At 76.0% G+C, this 4,753-nt stretch carries 3 protein-coding genes and 1 pseudogene; all 4 read left to right on the top strand.

What is annotated here, in order from left to right:
- A pseudogene (locus AF1_RS35545) lies at positions 1–365 on the top strand (hypothetical protein); the annotation flags it as partial.
- A complete protein-coding gene (locus AF1_RS31990; RefSeq protein ID WP_067807987.1) occupies positions 352–2,016 on the top strand; it encodes an oligosaccharide flippase family protein in 1,665 nt (554 codons plus the stop codon). The pseudogene AF1_RS35545 and the gene AF1_RS31990, both read left to right, overlap by 14 nt.
- 2 nt (positions 2,017–2,018) lie before the next feature.
- Positions 2,019–3,335: a ParB N-terminal domain-containing protein gene (locus tag AF1_RS31985; RefSeq protein ID WP_067807984.1), complete on the top strand. Its 1,317-nt coding sequence runs from the start codon at positions 2,019–2,021 to the stop codon at positions 3,333–3,335.
- Complete coding sequence (locus AF1_RS31980; protein WP_067807982.1) at positions 3,332–4,648, top strand: RCC1 domain-containing protein; 1,317 nt, start codon at positions 3,332–3,334, stop codon at positions 4,646–4,648. The genes AF1_RS31985 and AF1_RS31980 overlap by 4 nt, the downstream gene beginning before the upstream one ends.
- The last annotated feature ends 105 nt before the right edge of the window (positions 4,649–4,753 follow it).

Here is a 4,753-nt window from a genome sequence, read left to right as displayed (position 1 = left end):
AGCGCGGCGCCCCGCCGCCCGGGCGGCGTCCCACCCCGCCGGCGCTGGAGCCGCCGTCCGGGCCGGGCAAGCCCGTCGCGCCGAAGCCGGTCTCCCCGACGGACGTCACCCAGGGCACCGGGACGAGCAGGCCGCGGGCGAGCAGGGCGCAGCCGGGCGACGCCGAACCCGGCGAGCCCGCGGACACCGCCGAGCAGCGGGAGACGGAGGCGGCGCTGGAGTCCGCCTCCGCCCGGACGCAGGAGGACATCTCCAAGTACATGCCGCCCGAGCCCCCGAACGACTCCGCGGACGGGCCCACGTCGAGCGAGGTCCTGCCCCGCTACGGCAAGACGCACAAGGCGGGGCGGCATGCCGGATCCTGAACCGGGCGCGGCCGGTCCCGGGCCGGCCCCGGGACAGGCCGCGCCGGGCGGGCCCAATCTGAACAGGCTGGCGAGGGGCGGCGCCCTCAACCTGGTGGGCGCCGCCGTGGCGGGCGTCCAGGGACTCGCGCTGGTCTTCCTCGTCGCGCACCTGTACTCGCAGCGGATCGCGGGCACGTTCTTCGCGGCGACGTCGCTGTTCATCATCCTGCAGGCGGTGTCGGGCCTCGGCACCGACGCGGGCCTGCTGCGCTGGCTGCCGCGCCATCTCGCGCTCGGCGACCGGGCCGCGGCGCACCGGACGGTGCCGGTCGCCCTGGTCCCGGTCGCGGCGACCGCCGCGGCGGCCGGGCTCGTCCTCGCCCTCACCGCGCCGTGGACGGCGGGCCACATCGGCGCCGACGACCCGGACCAGGCCGTGAACATGGTGCGGGTGCTGGCGCTGTTCCTGCCGCTGGCGGGCGCGCACGACGCGCTGCTCGCGGCGACCCGCGGGTACGGCTCGATGCGGCCGACCGTCCTGGTCGACAAGATCCTGCGGCAGACGCTCCAGGTCGGCGGCGTGATCGCGGCGGCGGTGCTGTCGGACGACGCGATGTGGCTCGCGCTGGCCTGGGCGGTCCCCTACCTGCCGTGCCTGGCCGTCGCCGCGCTCTGGTACCTGAAGATCAGCCGGTCGCACCGCGCCGGCGCCCCGGACGGCACCGCCGCGTCCCCGGCCGGGTGGCGTCCGCTGGCGGGTGGCTTCTGGCGGTTCACGGCGCCGCGCGCGTTCGCGCAGATCTGCCAGACGGCGTTCCAGCGCGCCGACATCGTGCTCGTCGCCGCGCTCAGCTCGCCGCGCGAGGCGGCCGTCTACACCGCCGCGACCCGGTTCATCGTGATCAGCCAGCTCGCCACCCAGGCGGTGCAGAACGTCATGCAGCCCGCGGTGAGCCGGCTGATGGCGCTCGCCGACCGGGCCGGCGCGCAGCGGATCTTCGCGGTGTGCGCGTCCTGGAACCTCGTGCTCGCCTGGCCGGTGCACCTGTCGATCGCGGTCGGCGCGCCGGTCTACGTCGGCTCGTTCGGCGCCGGGTACCGCGGGACGGGCGAGGTCGTCACCGTGATCCTCGCGATGGCGATGCTGGTCGCGACCGCGACCGGCGCCCGTGACGTGATGCTGCTGATGGCGGGCCGCAGCGGGCTGAGCCTGGTCAACCAGAGCGCCGCGCTCGGCGTGAACCTGGTGCTGAACGTGCTGCTGATCCCGCCGTTCGGGATCGCCGGGGCGGCGATCGCGCGGGCGTGCGGGCTGCTCGTCCGGACGCTGCTCGCCCTCGTCCAGGTCCGCCGCATCCTCGGGATGTCCCCGGCGAGCGCCGGGCTGTTCTGGGCGGGCGGCTCGGCGCTGGTGAGCTTCGCCGCGGTGCCGCTGGCCGTCCGGCTCGTCGCCGGGTCCAGCCCGGTCGCGCTCGCCTGCGGGCTGATCCCCGGCGCCATCTTGTACGTTGCCCTACTCTGGGGCGGTCGCGAGCGGCTGTCCCTCACCGCGTTCGCCTCCCTGCTGCCGGGGAGGCGGGGCCGCGCCGCACCCGGGCCCGCGGGCGCCACCGCCCCGCCGGCCACCGACACGACCTCCGCCAGGAGCGTCCCTGCCCACGGGAATTGACCATGCCAGGAATTGATCAGGTACGCCGGAAGTCGCGCGCCGTACTGCGCAAGAGCGGGCTCGCGCCGAGCGGCCCGGTGTACGGGCGGCTGGTCGACGCGGGGCGCTCGCTGCCGATCCCGGCCGCCGCCCGCGTCGCGGTGTCCACCGCCGTGCTGCGCCGTCCGTGGAAGGTGCCCGTCCGGTTCGACCAGCTCCTCGTCGGCGCGCAGGGCGGCTGGACGGCCCGCGAGTTCGCCGACCGCACCGGCGACCTGCTGTGGCCGTCCACCCCGTTCCTGGACGGCCCGCACGTCGCCCTGCTCCGCCTCGCGGACGAGCGGCCCGGCCTGACCGACGACGAGATCCTCGAAAGCGCCTACGGGCGGCTCGGGCTGCGCTGCATCGAAGCGGGCGGCAACTACTTCGGCGGCACCGACGAGGCCGGCGTGCTCGCCGCGGCCCGCGCGTTCATCGCCCGGCACCGCGGCGAGGAGGTGCCCGGCGCGGCACCCCGCCCGCAGCAGAGCGGCCCGCAGGACCCGGTGCTCGTCGCGCCCGTCCGCGGCTCCGACCAGTACCAGATCCTGGACGGCCACCACCGTCTCGCGATCGCCGCGATGAGCGGCGCCGACGGGGCCAACGTCGTCGCCAAGTGGCTGCCCGTCACCACCCCCCTGCAGGACCTGCTGCTCAAGATGAGCTGGCTCGACGGCACCCACGAGCTGTACCAGCCGATCGACGCGCCCGAGCTGCGGTCCGGCTGGACGACGGTCCGGCAGTGCACCGACCGGCTCGCCAAGATGGACGCGTTCCTCGGCGAACGCGGCATCGCCGAAGGCCGCTACCTCGATGTCGCAAGCTGCTACGGCTGGTTCGTCGCGCAGATGGCCGGGCGCGGCTTCGCCGCCGAGGGCATCGAGCGCGACCCGCTCGCCGTCCCCCTCGGCCAGGCGGTCTACGGGCTCGGCGACGGGGTCATCTCCACCGGCGACTGCGTCGAGTTTCTCGGCGGCCACGACGCCGGCCGCTGGGACGTGGTGTCGTGCTTCAGCCTGCTGCACCATTTCGTCCTCGGCCGCGGGTCCGTCAGCGCCGAGGAACTGATCCGGCTCCTGGACCGCGCCACCGGCCGGGTGCTGTTCTTCGACACCGGGCAGGACAACGAGGCGTGGTTCGCCGAGTCGCTGCGCGGCTGGGACCCGCCGCGCGTCGAGCGGTTCCTGCGCGAGAACACGAGCTTCGACGAGATCATCGACCTCGGCCCCGACGAGGACGCCCGCCCGCCCTACGAGGACAACTACCGCAGGCACCTGTTCGCCTGCGTCCGCACGGCATGACGGCCGGGCGCCGTTCGCTCGTCGCGCTCCTGGCCGTCCCGATGGTCCTGGCGGCGGCGTGCAGCCGGTCCGCGTCCACCACCGCGGCACCGCCGTCGTCCCTGCCGCCCGCCGCCGGGTCGGCGGGCGAGCGGACCGGCGTCGTCTGGACCAGCGGCCTCAACGACCACGGGCAGCTCGGCCGGCCAGGTCCCGTCATCGACCTCAAGCTCGCCCCGGTCGCCGGGGTCGGCGGGCGGGGCCGGCTCGACCGCGTGCACGCCGTCGCCGGCGGCGCCCGGCATTCGCTGGCCGTCATCGACGGCGGCAAGGTCGTCGCGTGGGGCGCCAACGACCACGGCCAGCTCGGCGACGGCAGCCGCGAGGACCGGCACGTCCCCGTCCCCGTCCGCGCCCCCGACGGGCGCCCCGGCGACCTGGACGACGTCGTCGCGATCAGCGCGAACAACGCCTTCTCGATGGCGCTGCGCCGCGACGGGACCGTGGTGACGTGGGGCGACGGGTCGTCCGGGCAGCGCGGGATCGGCGAGCGCACCGGCCCGCTCGGCCCCACGACCGTGCGGTCACCGGACGGGCGCAGACCGCTCGGCGGCGTCACCGCGATCGCCGCCGACGGGCACACCGAGCTGGTGCTGCGCCGCAACGGGCAGGTGCTCGCCTGGGGCGCCAACGCCTACGGCATGGTCGGCGACGGCACCCGCGAGAACCGGTCGCTGCCCGTCCCGGTGCGCGGCCTGAACGGCTCCGGACGCCTCGGCAACGTCACCCGCATCGCGATCGGCGGCCAGTACGGGCTGGCGCTGCTGCGCGACGGGCGCGTCGCCTCCTGGGGGTACAACGACCTCGGGCAGCTCGGCGACGGGTCACGCCGGGAACGGCTCACCCCCGGCCTCGTCGCGGGTGTGCACGGCAAGGGCTTCCTCGGCGGCGTCACCGGCATCAGCGCGGCGGAGAAGCACGGCTACGCGCTGCGCAAGGACGGCACGGTCGTCGCCTGGGGCAACAACACGGCCGGGCAGCTCGGCGACGGGACGGTGGAGCTGCGCACCACACCCGTCACCGTCGCCGCCGGGCACGGCCCGAAACTGCGCGGCGTCGCCCAGGTGTACGCGGGCGAGGCGTACGGTGCCGCGATCCTGACGGACGGGACGCCGCTAACGTGGGGCGCGGGCGGCAGCGGCCAGCTCGGCTCCGGCAACAGGGTGCCGCGCAGCCGTCCCGGCACGCTGGTGATGGCGCACGGCGCCGCGCCGGGCAAGGCCCTGTCGGCGGGCGCCGGTGAACGCCACCTGATCCTGCTGATGAGCTCCTAGACGTCCTTGGCGTCCTCGGAGGTCTCGGGCTTGGGTGCCACGGGCTCGGGGCCGGCCGGCGTGGGCGCCTCCGCGGGCGGCTGGGGGGCCGCGGGCGGCGCGCCG

The sequence above is a fragment of the Actinomadura formosensis NBRC 14204 genome (genome assembly GCF_001552155.1).
Lineage (GTDB): Bacteria > Actinomycetota > Actinomycetes > Streptosporangiales > Streptosporangiaceae > Spirillospora > Spirillospora formosensis.
Note: the sequence above shows the minus strand (reverse complement) of the source record. Positions and strands in the feature narration are given on the sequence as shown.